Below are 19,024 nucleotides of genomic sequence, written 5' to 3'. Positions count from 1 at the left end.
CCTAGAAGCTCCAGTCACCAGTCGGCGGATCAACGGGGAACTAACCGGTGGTGTCTCAGATCTTGGTAGTCCAGAGGTGCCGCTCATCGGATGCGGGGTCGTCGGCGGCAACCATGTGATCGCTGATCATGGCGACCGTCCGTTCACCGACGGTGTAGGGCGCCCAGGCCGGTGCGTCGCCGGCGATGAAGGAGACCCACGTCATGTGGGTCAAGTCGGCGACATCTCGGGAGGGCGTTTCACCGATCCGGAGCCGGGTCTGCGGGTTGTCGATGGTGTGGAACACGAACGGGACGTCGGCGCCGTGGCAGGCGCCCAGGCCACCGTTCGTGTTCGGCTGAGGGTGGTCGAAACGGTACAGCCAGGTGTCCGACGCTGGGCGGGCTTCGGCTGCTCTGATTGCCGGGATGCTGAAGTGCCAGTCGGTGGTGACGGCGGCGAGGACGTCGCCGGGCGTGGCCGCCGGCCGGTTCGCGGTGTAGATCGCGACATCCTGGGAGGTGAGTCCGTAGGCTCCCGCCGCACCCGCCAGGGTCGCTTCATCGATGGCGTCGATCGCACCCGAGGCGACCAGGAACAGCCGGGCTTCGTCGCGGGTAGAACCGATCAGCAGCGGGATGCCGGTGCCTGCACCGTTACGCAGCGCCTCGAGAGGGCTTGCGGTGAGGAACTCGCCGTCGACGACCGGAGCGAACGGTGTCGGCCGTAGGGCCAGTTCGCCCCAGATTGCGGGATCGGCTGCGGTCTGCACCTCGGTGTTGAGGTCGCTGGCGGCCTCGACGAGTGTGTCCACCGGTAGGTCGGCTCAGAACGACGAGAACGGATTCACTGTCGGACCAGTCGAGGCCCTCCTGCGCGCCGGTATCACCGTCGTCTGCGACGACACGATCCTGACCGCCTACGACCTGATGATCCAGGCCCCACCCGAGCCTGCGGTCCTGATCTGTCTGGACAGCGCCGACGGCGATGAGCGCCCGGCCGGAGGACCGGTGCCCGCCGATGCCATGACCGGGGCCCAACGCCGGGCACGACAGCGGTCGGTCAGCGGCCCGGAACGACGTCGTCTCACCCTTCAGGCTGCCGCGCTCTATCGCTATGGGAACTCGATCCGGAAGATCGCCGGTGCGCTCGGCTGGTCCAGCCGCTTCATCCGCAACCTCCTGGCGGACGCCGACATTGGTCTGCGTTGCCCTGGCCGCGCGCCACAGCTGCCGAGCCTGGACAGTTGGCCTGCCGTCGACCTGAACAAGCTCGCCACCACAGCCAACGACCTCTACCAGAACGGAAGGTCGCTGCAAGCTACCTTGCGCGCTGGAGGTACGTCGTTCAAAACCGTGCGGCGTGTCAGCTGAGGGTGGCGCTCCAGTTCGCCAGGTTGGGCTGCGACCAGGCCAGGTGCGATCCGCACGTCAGGTCCAAGCTGTAGCGGACCGCGCGGTTGCTCGACGAGGCGTCGGCCCAGGCACCGTTGACCTTGACCTGGATCTTGCTGGCCTCGAACCGTTGTCCCGCCATGGACGTGCAGTAGTAGCCGACGCCGGTGGCAGGGTTGCGGGTGACGTACGGCTCGAACACGTCCCAGCCGTCCGCGCCGATCTGGCTGGTGCCGGCGCGCGTCCAGAAGGTGTCCCAGGTGCCTGTGGCGAAGTTGTAGAGGTACGCCGTCCAGGTGTTGTTGCTCGCGTTCGTCTTCGAGATCTCCACGCTGTACGCGGGTGATCCGTTCACCGGGGTGGTGTAGGTGGCGACGAAGCCGGCGTTGATGGTGACCTCCTTCGCTACGCCCGAGCCGCCCGAGGCGCACCAGTCCCAGGCCCAGACCACCGGGTTGCGCGAGGTGTATGCGGTCGTGATCTCGATGCAGGCGTTGCTGGGCGGCATGACGGTCGGGGCGTAGAGCACGTCGGTCGGGACGGTGCGGTCGCCTGCGCCGTAGAAGACGCTGTGGTTGGCGCGGATCCCGGTAGACGAGGTGAGCCCGCTGAAGTAGACACCGGCAGCGGGGTGCTCCACCGCCTCCTTGGTGGCGTTCCCGCTGCTCTGCGCGCCGATCCGGGCGAGGGTGCTCTCCCGGTGCAGCGACTGTGCCCGTGCCGACGCCGTGACGGCTGATCCGGTACGGCCCGGGACGACGCCTCCCAGCGGGGCGCTACCGGGGCCGGCGATCGCGGGCTTCGGCAGAGTGGCCGCGGCCGCCGTGCTCGGTGTCGTGGAAGCGGCGGCGACGTTCGGGAGAGCAACAGCGCTGCCCGCGATGACAGCCACGGTCGCGGCCGCGATGACCAGCCGGCGGGGGACGAACGTCATGGGAATCAGCGCTCCTGAGTGCTAGCCGCTCCGCGCTGCCAGCTTCCACATGCCGTAGCGCCTACCATCAGCGAGACGCTAACAATCGAAATATATCGATGTCAATTAGTCTGGTGTACTGACCTGAAGTGAGCGGGGTGAGGTGCCGACCGGCGGGCTCGGTGGTGCCGTCGACTCGCAAGCGCCCGGCAGGCCGGTGCCCGTACCGATCCGCTCATGCGCGGCGCCGATCCCGTTCGTACAGCGCGATCAGGTGGTCTCGTCCGGAACCCCCGGCGAGGTGTTCGAGCCGCGGCACACCGTGCACGGCTTTCGGTACGCCCGCATCGAGCGTGGCGATGTCCCTCTCGACCCGGCCGGCGTCGTCATGCGGGTGGTCCACACCGACCTGAACCCCCACCGCCACGTTCACCTGCGGCAGCGAGGACGTCAAACGGCTCGCCGAGATCGCGGTCTGGAGTTTCCGGAGCAACGCCGTCGACATCCCCACCGACTGCCCGACCCGGGAACGGCTAGGCTGGACCGGCGACTACCAGGTGTTCGCCCCCACCGCCGCCCGCCTGTTCGACGTCGGCGGTTTCAGCCGCAAGTGGCTGCGATCGGTACGCGACGACCAACTCCCCGACGGCCGTATCGTCAACGCCTCCCCCGATCACGCCCGCCTGAAGACGATCGAGAACCCGGAAGCCGACATCATCACCGGCTCGGCGGGCTGGGGTGACGCCATCGTGCTGGTGCCGTGGACGCTGTACGAGATGTACGGCGACGACCGGGTCCTGGCCGAGAACTTCGACGCCATGGTCCGCTGGGTGGAATGGGCCCTGAGAAGGGCCCGCGACCACCACCACCCGTCCCGGGCCGAACGGGCACCGCACCACGAGTTCCTCTGGGACGGCACCTTCCACTGGGGCGAATGGTGTGAGCCGAAACAGCGGGCCGCGGACGGCTGCCTGATCGACCCGGTAGCCAGCGACCTACGGTTTGTTCGCCGGTTCGGGCCCCACTGGGGCGCTTCCTCGATCGGGTGGATTCGATGTTCGCGAGTTCCGGACCCACCGAGGGCGGTGGGAGCATCGGCTGGTCTGGACGGGAGCCCGCCGATGCCGCCGATGTCGAAGGTCGAGGTGTTCGCGGCGATCCGCCGCGACTCGCGGGCCGGCATGTCGGTGCGTGCGCTTACCCGCAAGTATGAGGTCAGCCGTCGCACGGTCCGTTCGGCATTGAGTTCGGCCTGGCCGGCGCCGCGCAAGCCGATGCCGCCACGGCCCTCGAAGCTGGACGCCTTCAAGCCGATCATCGACGACATCCTGCGGACGGACCAGGACGCGCCCCGCAAGCAGCGGCACACCATCAAGCGGATCTACGACCGGCTGATCGACGAACACGGGATGCGCGAGGTGTCCTAATCAGTGGTGCGCCGCTACGTCGCCGACCGCAAGCCGAAGATCCGCGCCGAGGCCGGGCACGGCCCGGACGACGTGTTCTTCCCACAGACCCACCGGCCCGGTGTCGAGGCCGAGGTCGACTTCGGTGAGGTCGTGATCAACCTGCGCGGCGAGCCGGTGACCTGCATGCTGTTCGCGTTCCGGCTCTCGTTCTCCGGCAAATCGGTGCATCGGATCTTCGCTTCCGGCGGCACCGAAGCCTTCCTGGAGGGCCACGTCCACGCGTTCACCACGCTCGGCGGGGTCCCCACCGGCAAGATCCGATACGACAACCTGCGGGCCGCGGTCGCTCAAGGGCGCTGTTGCGTTGTTCGATCGAGAGACGTGTTCGGCCCGGCCAGGTGGCGTGGTCAGATCGCCGTGGCGAGTTCGGTGAACATGGCGGCCAGCCGAAGCCGGGTTGGTGTCTCGGCGGCGATCTCGTAGTGTCCGCGGCGGAGATTCTGGACGAAGGCGTGTCCTGCGATGACAGTCTGGGCGCTGCGGTCGGTCCGTAAGCCGCGCATCGACCGGAGCCGCTGCTTGAGCCGGCTGTGATCGGCCTCGACCGGGTTGTTCGCATACTGCTCGACGTGATGCCACGCCGCGGGAAGCAGGTCGGCGAGCACCACCGGGTAGACCGCCGCGGCATCGGTCACCACCTCGACCGGCACCGTCTTCAACGCCTTCAGGGATCGGGTGAAGAACCGGCGAGCCGCCGCCGCGTCCCGCCGGGTTGATACCAGCACGTCGATGACCTGGCCGTACTGGTCGATGGCCCGATACACATACCGCCACACCCCGGCGACCTTCACGTACGTTTCGTCGACGAACCAGCGGTCACCCGGAGCTCGGCGGGCGAACCGGGCCGCGTCGGCCAGCAGCGGCGTGAACCGCTGCACCCACCGGTAGACGGTGACGTGGTCCGCCTCGATGCCGCGTTCGGCAAGCAGTTCCTCGACGTCGCGGTAGGAGAGGTTGTAGCGCAGGTACCAACGCACCGCCACCACGATCACCTCCGGCGGAAAACGGAATCCGGAGAACGCCGACGAAGGCGCAGACCACGAACACGACCGGGCTGACGACCTCATCAATCAACTGTGCCTGAATGCCTGGTGAGGCCCCACCGCGGACACCCGATCGCTCAACGCAACAGAGCCGGCCCGAGCCCCGGGGCCGGGTCCGTGACTTCGTGGCCGGGCTGCTCGCACCGCTGCCGGTCAAGAACTGCTGGACCATCGCGGAACACGCCGGCGACGACGGCCCGGGCGGCATGCAGGACCTCATCGGCCGGGCCAGCTGGAACGACGCTGCGGTGCGTGCTGACGTGCGCGATTTCGTCACGGCCAGGCTCGGACACCCGGACGGGATCCTGGTGGTCGACGAGACCGGGGACCTGAAGAAGGGCCTCCACACCGTCGGGGTGCAACGGCAGTACTCCGGCACCGCCGGGAAGATCGAGAACTGCCAGCTCGCCGTGCATCTGTCGTATGCGACCCCGCTCGGGCACACCCTGCTCGACGTTGCGCTCTACCTGCCGAAATCCTGGACCGAAGACCCGGCACGACGTGCTGAAGCAGGAGTGCCCGACACCGTCGCCTTCGCCACCAAGCCGCAGTTAGCTCGTCGGCTGATCGCTACCGCGGTGGCCGGCGGACTGCCGTGCCGGTGGGTCGCCGGCGACGAGGCTTACGGCGGGGACCCGCAACTGGCGGCCGCACTGCGCGGGCACCGGCTCGGTTATGTCCTCGCGGTCGCCTGCTCACATCGGGTTCCGACTGGGCTCGGCGTTGCGCGGGCCGACCAGATCGCCGCCGGTCTGCCTCGTACGGCCTGGCAACGGCTGTCGGCCGGCACCGGGGCGAAAGGTTTCCGTTACTACGACTGGGCATTCATCGCCCTGCCCCTGGCCGAAGACACTCACGGCGGGCATCACTGGATGCTGATCCGCCGCAACCGGGCCACCGGTGAGCTGGCGTTCTACCGCTGCTGGAGCCCTGAACCTGTTGCGCTGCACCATCTGGTAACCGTGGCCGGCCGCCGGTGGAGTATCGAGGAATCGTTTCAGGCCACCAAAACTGGCCTTGGCCTGGACCAGCATCAGCACCGCCGGTGGCGGGCCTGGCACCGCTGGACGACCCTGGTCATCGCCGCGCACGCGTTCCTCGCCGCCGCGACCACGGTCAGCACCGAAAGCCCAGACGGGCTGATCGCGATCACCGTCAACGAACTACGCCGACTATTTTACGCCCTGGTCATCGACCCGGTCCGCCGCGACGCCGACGTCATCGCCTGGTCCATCTATCGGCGGCGGCACCAAGACCAGGCCAGCGCAAGCCACTACGCCCGGCAAGCCCTCACCGAGCCCTAAACGGATCTCTTGCTGAAGCACTACGGTGGCCGAATGGCTGACATCGCGGTGGGCGCCACCGATCCAGGTGAATTAGACCAGCAGGAACGGCGGCGACTCGCCGCGCTGGTGGCAGCGGACAGCGCGCTTCTGGACGATCTGCACGCCGATGACTTCATCCTGGTTAATCCGGGCGGCGGGGAGTGGGACAGGGCGTTCTACCTCGGCGGCATCGCCGACGGTTCGATTGATTACCGCCGGTTCGAAGCGGTGACACCTCTTCAGGTAATGGCTAGTGACGGCGTCGCAGTGGTGAGGTATCGATCCGCGATCGAGATAGCTATCGGCGGCGGGCCATACGTATCACTTATCGCGTGGCACCTCGATTGCTACCGACAAGACGAACAGTCCAATCGGTGGCGCTGCGTATGGTCCCAGGCTACCCGCAGCGACGACTGACGAACGGATCTCCTGCTGGAGTACTAGGAAGCGAATTTCTACGAAAGGCGCTTCGCAGCATCCACGTTCGCTGATCTTGTGGTGCGCACAAAGGGCTTCGCCGCTAACGGATCACAGCTTGTTAGGCCGCTGCACGGAACGGTCTCCGATCAGTGCCCCTCCGGCAGCGACCGCCAGCATCAGCGCGGCCGGCACGGTGACCGCGACGGTGAGCCCGCCGGCGGCCGCAACCGCGCCGATCACCACCGGCCCGGCCAGACTGCCGACGGTGCTGAGCCCGGTCACCACTGCGATGTTGCGGCTGGGGTGGCCCACTGGCGCGTGGCCGGCAGCGCTCACGATCTGGGGCACCACACAGGAGACCCCCAGACCCATTAAGACCAGCCCGAGGTACATGCCGGGCACCGTGTCCGACAGCACCCCGGCGGCGAGCCCGGAACCCGCCACCGCCGCGCCGATCTGGATCAGCCGGACGGTGCCCCATCGGGCGCTCAGTCGGTTGCCGGCCAGCCGGCCCGCTGCGACCGCCGCAGAGAAGCAGGTCAACCCCCACGACGCGGGGCCGGTCGCGGCGTTCAGCGCGTCGTGCAGGTACACCACGGACCAGTCGGTCATCGCGCCCTCGGCGGCCGCGCTGAACATGGCCAGCGTGCCGAGCAGAAGAACGGCTCGATGCAGGTCACGGCGGCGGATGCCGGCCGGGTTCGGGTCGGTGGCCGGTGCGGCGGGGTCGTCGGCGCCCGGATCGGTGGCCTCGTCGACGCCCAACGCACGGGCGAGCGCCAAGCCGGCGACGAAGAGAGCTATGCCGGTCACAGTGAACGAGGTGGCCGGGGTCCACTGAAGTTTCGCGAAGACGCCGCCGACCCCGGCGCCTGCGATCGCGCCGATGCTGAAAGCCGCATGGAAAGACGACATGAGCGGCCGCTGATGGGTCTTCTCGACGTCCACAGCACAGGCGTTCATCGCGATGTTGAGCAGGCACAGCGCCGAGCCGAACAGCAGCAGCACCAAGGCCAGCATGGCCAGGCCGCGGGCGAAGCCGACCGGAATCAGGGAGACCGGTGCGGCCAGTACAGCGACACGCAGAACGGCACAGCTGCCGTGGCGGATCACGGCGTTGCTGACGAAGGCCAGGCTGAGCACCGTGGCCAGCGGTAGGGCGAACAGGGCGATGCCGAGGGTGCCGTAGCTGAGCCCGGTCTGTAGCCGAACCTCCGGGATCCGGCTTCCCCAGATGCCCATCTCGATGCCGAGCAGAACGAAGCAGGCCAGCACCGGAGGGCGCAGCAACCCACGCTCCATGTGCACACGTTAGTCGCACGGGCGTGGCCCGGCACTTGCCTTGCCGGCAAGCCAGCACACAAACTGTACAGACGCGGTCACTCACTGGAGGCGCCGATGTGGGCTCAGTTATTAACGCTGGCCGGTGTCCTATTGGGCGGCTCCATCTCCTACGTGTTCACCTCCCGTCTTGAACGTGCCCGCAACCGGCGCGAGATGGTGATCCGCTGGGACATCCGCAAATACGAGGCGTTCGTCGAGTATCTGGCCGCGGTGACCCGGATGGCCCGGACGTGCGGCCAACTCGTCCGGGCCCGCGGCTGGGACACCTTAGCGGCCGAGGTGGAGCCGGAGGCCGGACGCAAGGTGCTGGACGAGTTTGAGAGCGCGCGTACGGCGGCCTATGAACGGGTCGTCATGCTCGCCGACGAGTCCGGTATCGGTGCTGCCAGTGCGCTGAACGTGGCGGTCTGGAAGCTAGAGTGGTTCGGGCGCGGCGTCGTTGACGACTGCTCCGTGGCGGACTGGCAGGAGGCGCTGTCGATCTACACAGCTGCCTTGGACCGCTTTCAGCGGGCAGCGCGGGCCAATCTGGTCGTGCCGGGGGAAATTTCAGCCCGGCAGATCGAGCGGCCGCTGCCAGCGCCGCGTCGTGCTGGTGACGACATAGGAGCCAAGCAGCGGCTGCAGGAGGGTTGACGGCGCGCGATCTTGGGATCGTACGGGTTGCTGTTCTCGTTCTTTTCTCATTTCTGTTCGCGGTCTTCGCGCTGTCGACCAGGCCTGCACGAACCCGGCCTGGTTGACGAGTACGCCGCCGTCGAGGACACCCTCGGGGCAACGGATTTGCCGATGACAGTGCATCGCAGCGCTTCGCGGCAACCGTACCGGCGCCATAGCCGAACTTGTCGCGAAATAAGCCGTACGAATCGTGAGGAAAGTTGCAGTCCCGACCGTAAAAGGTCACTTCTCTTACATTAAAGGGTGTTTTTATTGATCAATTTGACAGACTTCTTAACCTGATAATGTGACGACTCCCTGGGCTACAACCGAGAATACAAGAAGGCAAGAACCGACTCCAAGGAGGCCACATGCAGCGCTTTGGTGGCTGCTGGCAACGGTGCTACTGGCAGTCTTATCGCTCGGATTGATCAAGTTCGACCCACAGGGCTTAGTGAGTGTTTGAGAATGCTGTTATCCGGGCGTGCTGAACATTCGGCGGCTCTGGCGGGTGGCGGGTCGGCCGCGGTCGAGACGGCGGACCATGGTGTTGATCGCGGCCCAGCGGATCAGGGCCTCGGACACTGCGGGGTCACGTTCGTAGTCGCGGGCCAGACGGCGGTGGGCGGTCAGCCAGGCCAGGCTGCGTTCGACCACCCACCGCTTCGGATGTACGACGAACCCACGTTGGTCGGCGGGTTTGCGGACGATCTCGACGGTGGTGGAGAGGGTTTCGGCGGCCCAGCCGACCAGCCATTACTAGTGCGCGTAGTACCCCGGTACCACGCGGCGAGGGCACTAGGGTGTGATGTCCTCGATGGCCGGCAGCCGTAGCGTCATTACCAGTAAGCACGACCATCGACTACGCGAAAGAGTTACCACGATGACTGCGCAGCCCGGCCATCCGACGAGACCCCGCATCACCTCGATCGCCCGCTGGGTAGGTACCGCCGTGCTCGTGCTGATCGCCGCACTGACCCTGTGGGTGGGCTGGCCGAAGTCGCCGGCCATCGTGCCCGACGGGGCGTCCGAGGTCGAGGTGTACCTGATCGACGACGACCCCGCCGTGACCGTCCCGGCGGCCACCGGCGCGCGGTCCGGCTGGTTCGGCCGCCTCTCGCTCCCCTGCGGCGTCACCTCGTGGTACATCGAGTCGGCCGGCGCCGCCGTCTGCGCCTGGCTCGACGGCCCGAAGGGCAACATCACCGTCACCGGCGAGGACGGCCGGATCACCGTGCCCGCCGACAGCCAGAAGGCTCTCGCCGGCTGGGCCGCCGAATGGGCCGATGGCCCGTCACCGACTAAGCGGGCGCTGCTGCTCCGCGACGGCGACCCGGTCGGCATCGTCGTCCTGGCCACCCCCGCCACCGCGATCGCCGCCTCCTGATCAAGACCAAAACAAGATCACCGAGGGCCGCCGGTACAGCTACCCGGCCCTCGGTGAGGTGCTGGTGCATTGAGCGATCGGGTGCTGTGGTGCGGGTTCGGCCGCGCGTTCAGGCATAGTTGGGTGGTGAAGCCTGCAGCCCGTTCACGCCTGTTGTCTCCTTCGTCGTCGGCGTTCGCCGGCTTCCGGTTCCCGACGGAGGTGATAGTGGTGGCCGTGCGCTGATATCTGCGCTACAACCTGTCGTACCGCGACGTCGAGGAGTTGCTCGCCGAACGCGATATCGAAGCCGATCACGTGACCATGCACCGGTGGGTGCGGCGGTGCACCCCCGCTGCTGGCCGACGCGGCGCGGTTCGCCCGCCGTGCTCCGGGTGACAGCTAGTTCGTGGATGGACCATTGGTGAAGGTCACCGGGGTGTGGCGGTACGTGTACCGGGCCATCGACCAGCATGGGCAGGTCATCGACGTGCCGGTGTCGGCCCGCCGCGACGCGGTCGCGGCCCGCAGGTTCTTCACCTACACCCTGAAGGCGTTGAAGACGATACCGGTCGAGGTGGTGACCGACGCCGCAGCCGTCTACCCGGCCGTGCTCGCCGACCTGCTTCCCGCGGCGTGGCATCACGTCGAGCAGTATGCGAACAACCCGATCGAAGCCGATCACCGCCGACTCAAACACCGTCTCCGGCCGATGCACGGATTACAGACCGACCGGACCGCTCAGACCATGATCGCCGGACACGCCATCATCCAGAACCCACGCCGCGGACACTACGAGATCGCCACCGGAACCCCACCCCGGCTCCGGCTCGTCGCTGCGTTCACCGAACTCGCCACAGCGATCTGACTCCGCAGCCAGGCTAGGACGAACGCGTCTCCTGGTCGACAAACGCAACAGCGCCCCGCCGGCTCTGCACCAGCGGTACGGGCTCGTCGATCAGAACAGGGCTGCCTTCCATCGATAGGGTGCCGCCCTGCCTGGTGTATCGCTGGGCCAGCATGACGCCCCGGTCGTGGCCGATCTGGTAGCCCTCGACGAAGACCGCTTCACTGCGCCGGCCTTCGTGGGTGTAGTAGCCGTCCCATGCCAGCGCCACACAGGTGACGTCGTGCTCGACCACGCGCAGCGCCGTACGCCCGGCGGCAAGACATTCCTGGAGGTCTGTCCCCTCGCCAGCCAGGAACCTCGTCAAACCGCGACCTTTCGGGCTGTCCGAGAACGCGAAGGGCGTGAAGCCCGCGTCCGAGAGTCCGGCATTTTCCAGCGCGTAGGCCAAGGCGGCAAAGATCAGGTCTGCGCTTGCTGGGCTCATCTCGTCCAACATGGTCATCGCACGATTCTCCCAGGTGATGGTCGTCTGTTGCTCAGGTCCCTGGGCCCGCAGTGATCCGTGTGCAGTACCGCTGGCGGTAGGGGGGCAGTGGACGAGTACAGCCGGGAAGGAACGTTCTGTGGTGGCCGTTGCCGTTGGTCCCGGCGCCCGGGTTGCCCTCGCAGTATGCGCCGTCGCCGGCGTCTGTTGTGGCTGACTCGGATCAACCGTCCGGGGTTGCTGCTGGGGGGGAAACCACGGCCGGGTCAGTTCGCCGGGGATCTATGGATTGGCCTATGGTCGCGCGGTCGTCGAGGGGGAATCGGGCCCAGATATGTCGGGTGGTGTCGGTGACGTACCAGCCGACCGTCAGGGCGTAGCGCTGTGCGAGCCGCAGGCCGAGCCCGCTCGCACCGGGAGGGCGAGTGTCGGCGAATTCCGGGAGCATCTGGGTGTCGTGGTCGCCGATGTCCAGGATCAGATCCGGCATGCATCGTGACAGCTGTACGACGGTCGGTGGGGATCCCCGCCGGACGGCGTTGGCGGCCAGTTCCGTGGCGACCAGTACCACCTTGTCCACCACCGCACCGAAGGTGAACACCGCTGTGGCTGCGACCTGTTCTGTCACCGCTGACAGCACTGCCGCCCCGAGCCCGTGCACCTGCGCCTGGTCGCCCAGGACCCAGGTGTGCAGTGGCACGGCGTCGGCCGGTGGTCGGCTGGCTTGCGCAGTGACCATCCGTGCACCGTAGCCCAGCACCGCATCGGTGTCGGCCCATTGGGTAAACGTCGTCGCGATGGTTTGGCCTGCCGTCGCAAGGGCTTTCGGGTGAACCCGGCCCGGAGCATCGTTGACAGACCCTAAGTCGGTTACGGTTCTTTCAACGACGAGTGGTGTCTCCGCTCGTGCGAAATTTGAGGGGAGCCGGATGCCGTCATCGCACCCGCCGGTCGAGGCCCGTTCCCGCCGCCGGTGGACGATGGTGAGCCGCCGGGCCCGGCGATAGGTCGCCGCAGCGTTCGCGCTGATCACCCGGCGGATGACGGCATCTTCTACTACCGCACCGGCACCGTTGCTTTTGCCTGCACGAGGCACCGGTCCGGTGCCGGTCAGCGCCGATCCGGCCGCCGCTGCGGTGCTCGAGTGCCGCTATGCTTGCCCACCAGCGCAACGCTGCCAAGCATCGCCTGTCGCCGGAGTTATGCGGGGTCCGGTCGGGGACCGCCGGAGCCCGGGAATGATCTTGGTGGGACGAGTGCGGCGTGAAGCTGGGCCTCTGCGGGCGACACTGGTCATATGAGTTCGCTTCGCACGTCGCCGCCCCCGCCGGATGCCACTGAGGTGGCGGCGTGGGTGCTGGACTCGGCCGATCAGCTGCGCATCTTGCGTGCGGGCTTGATCGAGGCGCTCAACGAGCACGCCACGGCGCCGCGGGAAAGTCTGGCCGACATCCCAGACCGCATGATTTTGGTCGCCACCGAACTGGCCACCAACGCCATCAGACACGGCAGGCCACCTACCGTCATCCGGCTGCTGCGCACTCGGGACCAGTTCGTCCTCGACGTCGCCGACCACGACCTCGCCACCGTTCCTGAACTCGCCGACACCCGACCGGTCAACGCCGGCGGCCGCGGCCTGCATCTAGCCCAGGCGCTCGCTCTCACCGTCGGCTGGTACGCCACCGACACCACCAAACACATCTGGGCCACCTTCCCCCTCACCTGATGGAGACCCGCCCCGCGCTATCGCAGCCGGGTGTCGTGGTACCGACACGTGTACGAATCGTTAGACGGATCTCCCCGGATCCGCAGTTACTTGCTGGTAGACAAATATTCGTGGATCAGGAGTACTTCACCATCAGCCGACAGGCCCCCCAGCTGGGCGCCGACGGGATCCGGGAGAGTCTGATCCTGCTCACCGGGGAGTTCGACCTCGCGGCCCGCGACGAACTACGCGACGCCCTGCTCGCCGCCATCCGCCGCGACCAGCCGGGCCGGCTCGTCGTCGATCTCGCCGGTGTCACCTTCCTCGACTCTGAAGCCATCGGCGCCCTGATCGACGGCTACCTCGCCGCGAACGCCGCCGGGGCAGTCTTCTGGCTGGACAACACCACCCCCATGATCCGGCGCGTCCTGCAGATCATGGAACTACAGGATCTCCTGCACCCCGGCATCCCCAGCCCGCAACAGCATCCTGCTCCCGGTTCCTAAACCCGGTCGAATTCAACGCACGAATCAACGCAATCAGTGCATTTGCGGGACTCGCGGAATGGATCGTCCGCTTCTTTCGCATTCCGGTCACCATGGCGGCGAAAAAAGGCGCATGGTCGAACCGACAGATGTCACCCTTTGCGAAAGGTCGTGCCCGGGCCGTGTCCACCGTTCTGATCGCCGACGACGACACCGACATCAGCGACATCCTGCGCCGGATTCTGACCCGGGCCGGACTCGCGGTCCTGACCGCCGCCGACGGCCTCGACGCCCTCACGACCGCCGCCGCAGCCCTGCCTGACCTGATCCTGACCGACCTGGACATGCCCCGCATGGACGGGCTGCAACTATGCACCGCGATCCGCGCCACCCCGCAGACGGCCGCGATCCCGGTCGCCGTGTTCAGCGGATCCCTGCTTCCCGGCGACCCCCGGCCTGCCACCGCCCTGGCCTGCCGGGCCTGGCTGAAACCACTCACCAACTCGGCCCTGATAGCAGGAGTCCACGAGCTACTGGCCGCCGGCCGACACCGCCACACCCCAGCCCACCCCTGCTGACCAGCAGTTCGACCAGCCGCTGCGGATTCTGCCCCAGGCCTTCACCGACCCTTACGCCGCCTCGACGGGATTCGGGCTCCCACGCCTCGTGCGGTGCGCCGCCTCAGGGGTGCGCCGTGCGCTCTTGCCGGGTGTCCGACCTTACGGCTGCCGGTTCTACGTGGGCGCTACCAATTCGGTGGCGTGCGGCGGTTCTTCACCGCCCAGGACGATTCCCCGCGCACACCAGCGCGCCAGCGCCGAACGGGCACGTGCAGGCGCAGGCGCATGTCATCATCGAAATGGGCGGCGACCAGCGAATCCGCGCTGGCCGACAGGCGGCTGCGCTCGGTCCGCGCCGTGCCGACCGCGTTTGAGTCGATGTACGCGGCCAGGTCCTGCACGCCACACAACGGTCTCCTCGACCAGCGGCGTAGCACCGAACGCCTGCTCGATGGCCGCGACGTGCTCGGCCAGCCGTTCCTGACGGCGCAGGTCGCCGGGCAGGTCCCGGATCGGCATCGTCTCGACGGGGTCGGCGCCGCCGCGCAGGAGCGCGCCGACCGCCCGGTAGGTGCCGTTGCGGTATGGAGACCGTGACTCCCTCAAACTGACGCGCCATAAGCGCCTTGAACTGCATAAACACCCCGATGAGGGTATCCCGGTAGGCCCCAAGGCCCATCCACCGGTACTCTATCCATGCGGGCTGCTAGCTCAATGGCAGAGCTGAGGACTTTTAATCCTTAGGTTCGGGGTTCGAATCCCCGGCGGCCCACCGCCTCTGAGCTGCGGAAACCCTGTCCGCATCATAGAGAATTGTGAATCTAGGTAGCTCCGGTTCGAATGAGTTCGGAGCTACCTAGTACCTACTCAGCTAGCCCGGCGCGTGATCCTCGGAACCAGGGCTGCGGCGGCCTCGGCTTTGGCGCGTTCGGTTTCCAGTTCCTGGATGACCGAGGTGTAGGTGTCCGAGGTGATGGTGATCGTGGAGTGGCCGAGCATCTCCTTGATGTCCTGCAGGTCTGAGCCGGAGGCTTTGAGGAACGTCGCGGCGCAGTGACGCAGGTCGTGCAGCCGGATCGGTGGGAGACCGGACTTCTCGACGAGGTCGTCGAAGCGTTTGGTGATGGTGTCGGGGTGCCACGGCGTGCCGTCGGGCTGTACGTAGACCAGGCCCGTCTGGGGCCAGGCGGGGCCGCTGACGAGTCGCCAGCGGGCGCGGCGCGCGAGGTGGCTGCGGGTGATCGCGGTGGTGGTCTGGTCGAGAGCCACCGTGCGGTCGCCGGCTTCGGATTTGACCTTTTTGGTGACCGGCTGGTAGCCGACGGTGGTGATCTGTTGGCTGATGACGGCGGTGCCGGTGTCGAGGTCGAGGTCGAGGTCGAGGTCGCGCAGGCCGATGGCTTCGCCGCGGCGTAGTCCGCGGTGGAGCATGAGGGCGTACAGCGGGTACAGCACGATGTCGTGGTCTTCGGTGTAGTCGAGGAATGTGCCTGCTTGTTCGGGGGTCCACACCATGACCGGGCTCGGCCGCTGGGCGGTGGTCTTCCAGTGTTTGACGGCTGCCGCCGTCCACACCCGGGCCTTGGGCCGTTTGCCCGATGCCAGCTCGACGTGGGCGGCGGGGTTGAACTCGATGAGCCGGTGCACGCGGATGGCGTCGTTGAGCGCCTTGCGTAGGGTGGCGCGGATGCGTTGCATGCTGGCGGGGCCGGTCGTGCGTGCACTTTTGACGCTGGCGCGCACGGTGGGGTCTTCGCTGTCGCGGGCCGTCTCGATTGCGATGTTGCGGTCTGCGATCGCGGTGAACATCGCCTGGATGTGCCCGCCCCGGAGTTTCTCGATGGGGATGTGGCCGAGGTGGGGGTCGAGGTGGTTGCGGATGTGGCTGTCGTAGGCCAGTTGTGTTCCCGCGGCGATGCGGCGGCCGGTGAGCCATTCGCGGAGGTAGTCGCCCAGCAGTACGGCTGTGGTGGCGGGGATCCCGGCTTTGACTCGGCGGGCGATCATGTCCCGGTCGGGGAGTGGATCGGTGGGCTTGAGTTGCTGGAGCAGGTCCCCGATTTCGATGGCGAGGTCGGTGTTGGCGCGGGAGAGGGCGAGTAGCGCGAGGACGTTGTCGCGTTCGGTGGCGGCGGCGTCGCGGGTTTCGAACCGGTAGCGGCGCATCGGGCGGCGCCTGCCCTCTGCGGTTTTGGGCAGTTCGAGCTGGTAGGCCCAGCGGCCGTGGCTGGGGTGCCAGGCCCCGCCGGGGCGACGTAGCTTCGGGCAGCGGTTGGCGAGCCGTTTGCCGTCGTCGTCTTTGCAGCCGCAGTGTTTGAAGACGGAGCCTTCGGCCATGGTGGTTCCTCCGGTACGGGTAGGTCGGGCGTGGCCCTGCCGGGGCAGGGCTACGGATTTCGTGGTGTTGATCCACGCTCGATGACCCGCTGTTGATCAAGTCGTGCGGCGGATTTCTTCGTCGCCGGTATCGACGGGCATGCGCAGGGCGGCGAGGATCGCCGCGACGGGCACCCGGTAGCGGGAGCCGAGCCTGAGAATGGGCACGGGGAAGCTGCCGAGTCGCACGAGCTCGTAGGCAGCGGACCGGCCGATACCGAAGATCGCTGCGGCAGTAGGTACGTCGGTGACGGACCCCAGAGCACGGATACGCGTGGGTGTCCACCCTGCTGCGTTCACGAGCGCGGTTGCGGGGGAGCCAGGAGGCTGGTTCATAAGTGTTGACGGCTCCTGTTGACGCTGGTTCCGCTTCCGGAATCGGAAGCAGGGATCAAGATGATTCGGGACCACCGGTGGGATGCGGCGCCGGTGTTGCCTAAAACCTGAATTGGTCATGGTTGGCTTTAGTGCGGGCCACTCTGGTGACCGTGCTGGGCTCGGGACCAGGCGGGACGGTCGCCGGGGGGCGAGTACGCCGATCTACTGGCTGCGCAGATCCTCAGCCAGTAGATCGCTTGTCCTCTGCTGTTGTCGGCCAGAGGGGCGGGGCAGGCTGCAACGGTGAACCGGTGCCGTAGTTCGACACGGTGCATGGCGTAGCCGCCGCCGGCCAGTTCGCGGCGCACATACCCGCAGCGTGGCGGCTCGACGAACTTGGCACCGACATGGGGAGACAGAGCCAAGTCCAAACCGGCGAACGATGCCAGACAAGAAAGTTCCGGGCCACGGCAACGTTTGCTGGGGGTAAGAGCGTAAGTAGTGGTCATGGGATCGAGATCGAGGGTGCGGGGAGCTGATGAACGGGCGCGAGGATGAGGAGGTAACAGCCTTTGTCCGGGCGCGGTACGGGTCACTGCTCCGGACCGCCTTCCTGCTGTGCGGCGATCGAGGGAAGGCCGAGGACCTGGTCCAGACGACGCTGGCCAAGACAGTTGTGGTGTGGTCCCGGCTGCAACGCTCAGAAGGTATCGATCACTACGTCCAGCGGGTTCTGGTGAACACCTTTGTGACCTCGACGCGGCGTCGGTCCTGGTGGGAAAAGCCCCTGGGTCGTCTGGTCGAGAGCCAAGCCCGTGACGAGTACATGGGAGTGGAACAACGGGACGTGCTGCGCCGGGCACTGAACGCGCTGCCGGCGCGACAGCGTGCCGCCGTCGTGTTGCGCTTCTACGAGGATCTGTCCGAGCAGGACACGGCGTCTGCGCTTGGATGTTCCGTGGGTACGGTCAAGAGTCTTTCGTCGAGAGGCCTGCAGACCCTGCGGAAGCAGTGGGTGGAGGCCGGCACTGTCGCTGATCAGGAGGTGCGCTATGCATGACACGACCGAACTGCGTGACGGCTTGGTGGACCTGGCCGAGTCCGTGACACCAGCCGAAGGCTATGAGGACCGGATCATGCGCCAGGCGAACCGGCTCCGTAGCCGGCGGCGTCTCGCCACCGGCACTGCGGCCGCGGTGTGCTTGGCGGTATTGGTGACGATGTTCCGGGTAGTCGGACTTGGATCCACACCGCATTTGGTCGCGGCGCCCCCGGACGGCCCGTTCCTGGGCTGGTCACCAGTAGGAGACGTAAACGCTGACCTGGTGAGCGAGGCCAGCGAGGTCTGGGATCAGGCTGGTTCGACAGGCCCGCATACCGCCGTCCGCGCCTTTGTCGCGACACACCATCCACGCCTGGGCTCGGCTGTAGTCGTTCTTCAGGGATACGACAAGCTGGGCGTCGCGCGACTGGCGTTCTTCACTGGCGACTCCGGCGCGGCGGATGCCTTGCGGATGCGTGTTGACCGGCCGGCGCCGGACCCAGTGAAGACTCAGGTGATCAGTTTGGTCGGCCCTCGGCTGACCGGCGCTGTCGGCGAGGTGGGGCAGGGCTCCAACGCAAGTACGATCGCCATCGCCGTCGCCATGCCGGGTGTAACGGCCTTGCGAGTCTCCAGCACTGCGGTTGATGACGAGATGACCCAAGATCCGGGCGGTCCTACCAGCCGTCTGGTGGTAAAGCGATTCCCGATCGCTGCGACCGCGCAGACGACGACGATCACGGGGTTTGTCAAGCCGGATAGGCCGTTCGCCAGTGCCGCGAAGGTGTTCGAGGTGACCGGTGAAGACGGTGTCGACGGTGACGCACGGGCCGTATCCGCTGAGGTGGTCAGCAGAACCAGCCACCAGATTGTCGTGTCGTATCCGGCGGATCAGGAGGTCCTGCCGGGGCAATTGGCCGTCGAGGCCGAAGGACTGGTCGGACGTGTCAAGGCAGTCGATGCCACCCGCAGCGAAGCTACTGTCGAACTCGTCACCAGCACCGGGTTCGCGGGCCAGGTGTACACGAACATCAGCGACGTTCCAGGTTCAGTACGTGGCACCGGCGAAAAGTTGGTCATGGAGAACATTTCGGCAGACGGCGAGGTGTACCAGACCAACCGTGTTCTGATGCCGGATCCTTCTCAGCAGAGCGATCAGGTCGGCGCTGTCACGATCGGGCGAGCGTCCGTTGACAAAGCGGCGGGCGCCACCACAGTGGAACTAACGCCGACAGCTGACCTTGCTCACCTGACAAGTTTGTTCATCATGACGCCATCCGCCGACTGACGCGGC

At 66.9% G+C, this 19,024-nt stretch carries 21 protein-coding genes, 1 tRNA gene and 3 pseudogenes; 15 read left to right on the top strand and 10 right to left on the bottom strand.

Going from position 1 to position 19,024, the window contains the following annotated elements; genetic code table 11:
- Positions 1–55 precede the first annotated feature (55 nt).
- A complete protein-coding gene (locus tag Aco03nite_RS49700) occupies positions 56–793 on the bottom strand; it encodes a carboxylesterase family protein (RefSeq protein WP_203809723.1) in 738 nt (245 codons plus the stop codon).
- On the opposite strand from Aco03nite_RS49700, the gene Aco03nite_RS49695 reads away from it, so the two are divergent.
- Positions 786–1,352 carry a helix-turn-helix domain-containing protein gene (locus Aco03nite_RS49695; protein ID WP_203809721.1) on the top strand — a complete coding sequence of 189 codons (567 nt, stop codon included), beginning with the start codon at positions 786–788 and terminating at the stop codon, positions 1,350–1,352. The two genes, Aco03nite_RS49700 and Aco03nite_RS49695, sit on opposite strands and share 8 nt — an antisense overlap.
- On the opposite strand, the gene Aco03nite_RS49690 is transcribed toward Aco03nite_RS49695, so the two are convergent.
- Together Aco03nite_RS49690 and Aco03nite_RS49685 are read right to left on the bottom strand one after the other, a co-directional pair.
- The gene (locus Aco03nite_RS49690; RefSeq protein ID WP_203809719.1) at positions 1,345–2,307 is read right to left on the bottom strand and encodes a hypothetical protein; all 963 of its coding nucleotides are present in this window, start codon (positions 2,305–2,307) and stop codon (positions 1,345–1,347) included. The genes Aco03nite_RS49695 and Aco03nite_RS49690 overlap by 8 nt on opposite strands.
- 214 nt (positions 2,308–2,521) lie before the next feature.
- Positions 2,522–2,791, bottom strand: coding sequence for a hypothetical protein (locus Aco03nite_RS49685; RefSeq protein ID WP_203809717.1), 270 nt, complete (start codon positions 2,789–2,791; stop codon positions 2,522–2,524).
- On the opposite strand from Aco03nite_RS49685, the pseudogene Aco03nite_RS54955 reads away from it, so the two are divergent.
- Both Aco03nite_RS54955 and Aco03nite_RS49675 read left to right on the top strand, forming a co-directional pair.
- Positions 2,754–3,179: pseudogene (locus tag Aco03nite_RS54955) on the top strand (alpha-L-rhamnosidase-related protein); the annotation flags it as partial. The gene Aco03nite_RS49685 and the pseudogene Aco03nite_RS54955 overlap by 38 nt on opposite strands.
- 537 nt (positions 3,180–3,716) lie before the next feature.
- Complete coding sequence (locus Aco03nite_RS49675) at positions 3,717–4,178, top strand: hypothetical protein (RefSeq protein ID WP_203809715.1); 462 nt, start codon at positions 3,717–3,719, stop codon at positions 4,176–4,178.
- On the opposite strand, the gene Aco03nite_RS49670 is transcribed toward Aco03nite_RS49675, so the two are convergent.
- Complete coding sequence (locus Aco03nite_RS49670; protein ID WP_203809713.1) at positions 4,103–4,822, bottom strand: IS6 family transposase; 720 nt, start codon at positions 4,820–4,822, stop codon at positions 4,103–4,105. The two genes, Aco03nite_RS49675 and Aco03nite_RS49670, sit on opposite strands and share 76 nt — an antisense overlap.
- Before the next feature lie 17 nt (positions 4,823–4,839).
- Here Aco03nite_RS49670 and Aco03nite_RS49665 point away from each other — a divergent pair, with 17 nt between their 5' ends.
- Positions 4,840–6,102, top strand: a complete 1,263-nt coding sequence (locus Aco03nite_RS49665; RefSeq protein ID WP_203809712.1) for an IS701 family transposase — start codon at positions 4,840–4,842, stop codon at positions 6,100–6,102.
- 33 nt (positions 6,103–6,135) lie between these two features.
- A complete protein-coding gene (locus Aco03nite_RS49660) occupies positions 6,136–6,540 on the top strand; it encodes a nuclear transport factor 2 family protein (RefSeq protein WP_203809710.1) in 405 nt (134 codons plus the stop codon).
- Between the two features lie 111 nt (positions 6,541–6,651).
- Here Aco03nite_RS49660 and Aco03nite_RS49655 read toward each other — a convergent pair whose 3' ends face one another.
- The gene (locus Aco03nite_RS49655) at positions 6,652–7,845 is read right to left on the bottom strand and encodes an MFS transporter (protein ID WP_203809707.1); all 1,194 of its coding nucleotides are present in this window, start codon (positions 7,843–7,845) and stop codon (positions 6,652–6,654) included.
- A 96-nt stretch (positions 7,846–7,941) separates the two neighbouring features.
- Here Aco03nite_RS49655 and Aco03nite_RS49650 point away from each other — a divergent pair, with 96 nt between their 5' ends.
- Positions 7,942–8,523 carry a hypothetical protein gene (locus Aco03nite_RS49650; protein WP_203809705.1) on the top strand — a complete coding sequence of 194 codons (582 nt, stop codon included), beginning with the start codon at positions 7,942–7,944 and terminating at the stop codon, positions 8,521–8,523.
- A gap of 495 nt (positions 8,524–9,018) precedes the next feature.
- On the opposite strand, the pseudogene Aco03nite_RS49645 reads toward Aco03nite_RS49650, so the two are convergent.
- Positions 9,019–9,294: pseudogene (locus Aco03nite_RS49645) on the bottom strand (transposase); the annotation flags it as partial.
- A 133-nt stretch (positions 9,295–9,427) separates the two neighbouring features.
- Between Aco03nite_RS49645 and Aco03nite_RS49640 the strand changes: the two are divergent.
- Positions 9,428–9,931, top strand: coding sequence for a hypothetical protein (locus tag Aco03nite_RS49640; protein ID WP_203809703.1), 504 nt, complete (start codon positions 9,428–9,430; stop codon positions 9,929–9,931).
- A gap of 153 nt (positions 9,932–10,084) precedes the next feature.
- Positions 10,085–10,778: pseudogene (locus tag Aco03nite_RS49635) on the top strand (IS6 family transposase).
- 13 nt (positions 10,779–10,791) lie between these two features.
- Here the strand turns inward: Aco03nite_RS49635 and Aco03nite_RS49630 are convergent.
- Positions 10,792–11,262, bottom strand: a complete 471-nt coding sequence (locus Aco03nite_RS49630) for a hypothetical protein (RefSeq protein ID WP_203809701.1) — start codon at positions 11,260–11,262, stop codon at positions 10,792–10,794.
- Positions 11,263–11,467: 205 nt separating this feature from the next.
- Positions 11,468–12,277 carry an ATP-binding protein gene (locus tag Aco03nite_RS49625; RefSeq protein WP_203809699.1) on the bottom strand — a complete coding sequence of 270 codons (810 nt, stop codon included), beginning with the start codon at positions 12,275–12,277 and terminating at the stop codon, positions 11,468–11,470.
- Positions 12,278–12,541: 264 nt separating this feature from the next.
- Here Aco03nite_RS49625 and Aco03nite_RS49620 point away from each other — a divergent pair, with 264 nt between their 5' ends.
- The 5 genes from Aco03nite_RS49620 (at position 12,542) to Aco03nite_RS49600 (ending at position 14,766) form a co-directional block, all read left to right on the top strand.
- On the top strand, positions 12,542–12,970 hold the full coding sequence (locus Aco03nite_RS49620) for an ATP-binding protein (protein ID WP_203809697.1): 429 nt from the start codon (positions 12,542–12,544) through the stop codon (positions 12,968–12,970).
- A gap of 110 nt (positions 12,971–13,080) precedes the next feature.
- The gene (locus Aco03nite_RS49615) at positions 13,081–13,455 is read left to right on the top strand and encodes an STAS domain-containing protein (protein WP_203809695.1); all 375 of its coding nucleotides are present in this window, start codon (positions 13,081–13,083) and stop codon (positions 13,453–13,455) included.
- Positions 13,456–13,616: 161 nt separating this feature from the next.
- On the top strand, positions 13,617–14,012 hold the full coding sequence (locus Aco03nite_RS49610) for a response regulator (protein WP_203809693.1): 396 nt from the start codon (positions 13,617–13,619) through the stop codon (positions 14,010–14,012).
- A 267-nt stretch (positions 14,013–14,279) separates the two neighbouring features.
- Positions 14,280–14,591: a hypothetical protein gene (locus Aco03nite_RS49605; protein WP_203809691.1), complete on the top strand. Its 312-nt coding sequence runs from the start codon at positions 14,280–14,282 to the stop codon at positions 14,589–14,591.
- Positions 14,592–14,694: 103 nt separating this feature from the next.
- A tRNA-Lys gene (locus Aco03nite_RS49600) sits at positions 14,695–14,766 on the top strand.
- A 95-nt stretch (positions 14,767–14,861) separates the two neighbouring features.
- Here the strand turns inward: Aco03nite_RS49600 and Aco03nite_RS49595 are convergent.
- Both Aco03nite_RS49595 and Aco03nite_RS54485 read right to left on the bottom strand, forming a co-directional pair.
- Complete coding sequence (locus Aco03nite_RS49595; RefSeq protein ID WP_203809689.1) at positions 14,862–16,331, bottom strand: site-specific integrase; 1,470 nt, start codon at positions 16,329–16,331, stop codon at positions 14,862–14,864.
- Positions 16,332–16,427: 96 nt separating this feature from the next.
- On the bottom strand, positions 16,428–16,559 hold the full coding sequence (locus Aco03nite_RS54485; protein ID WP_275416009.1) for a hypothetical protein: 132 nt from the start codon (positions 16,557–16,559) through the stop codon (positions 16,428–16,430).
- A gap of 667 nt (positions 16,560–17,226) precedes the next feature.
- On the opposite strand from Aco03nite_RS54485, the gene Aco03nite_RS49585 reads away from it, so the two are divergent.
- Positions 17,227–17,748, top strand: coding sequence for a SigE family RNA polymerase sigma factor (locus Aco03nite_RS49585; protein WP_203809685.1), 522 nt, complete (start codon positions 17,227–17,229; stop codon positions 17,746–17,748).
- The gene (locus Aco03nite_RS49580) at positions 17,741–19,018 is read left to right on the top strand and encodes a rod shape-determining protein MreC (RefSeq protein ID WP_203809683.1); all 1,278 of its coding nucleotides are present in this window, start codon (positions 17,741–17,743) and stop codon (positions 19,016–19,018) included. The genes Aco03nite_RS49585 and Aco03nite_RS49580 overlap by 8 nt, the downstream gene beginning before the upstream one ends.
- Positions 19,019–19,024 lie beyond the last annotated feature (6 nt).

This window comes from Actinoplanes couchii (assembly GCF_016862075.1).
GTDB classification, from domain to species: Bacteria; Actinomycetota; Actinomycetes; order Mycobacteriales; family Micromonosporaceae; genus Actinoplanes; species Actinoplanes couchii.
The sequence above is the reverse complement of the archived record's forward strand: the minus strand, read 5'-3'. Positions and strand labels throughout refer to the sequence as shown.